At 27.1% G+C, this 258-nt stretch carries 1 pseudogene; it reads right to left on the bottom strand.

Features of this window, described 5'->3' with window-relative positions:
- Positions 1-258: pseudogene (locus tag ACSUE0_RS14585) on the bottom strand (IS3 family transposase); the annotation flags it as partial.

Here is a 258-nt window from a genome sequence, read left to right as displayed (position 1 = left end):
ATTTTGCGATAACCGTAGGTGAAATTATTTTCTTCACATAATTCAATAACCTTTTGAGTCACTTTATCTTTTTCATTGTTCTTATGTTTCCGTCTATAGTATGTCGATTTAGGTATTTCTAAAACATCCAGTATCATTCTGATTGAATACTTATGCTTTAATTGATCAACTAACTCTACAATTACTTTTGGTACCACTTCCTTTCCAATTCCTTGTACTTTTTTTAAATATCTAATTCAATATCTTTTTTCTTATTAT

It is taken from the genome of Staphylococcus sp. AS1337 (genome assembly GCF_051408735.1).
In the GTDB taxonomy this organism is placed as follows: Bacteria; Bacillota; Bacilli; order Staphylococcales; family Staphylococcaceae; genus Staphylococcus; species Staphylococcus xylosus_B.
This window is presented reverse-complemented; position numbering and strand designations above follow the sequence as displayed.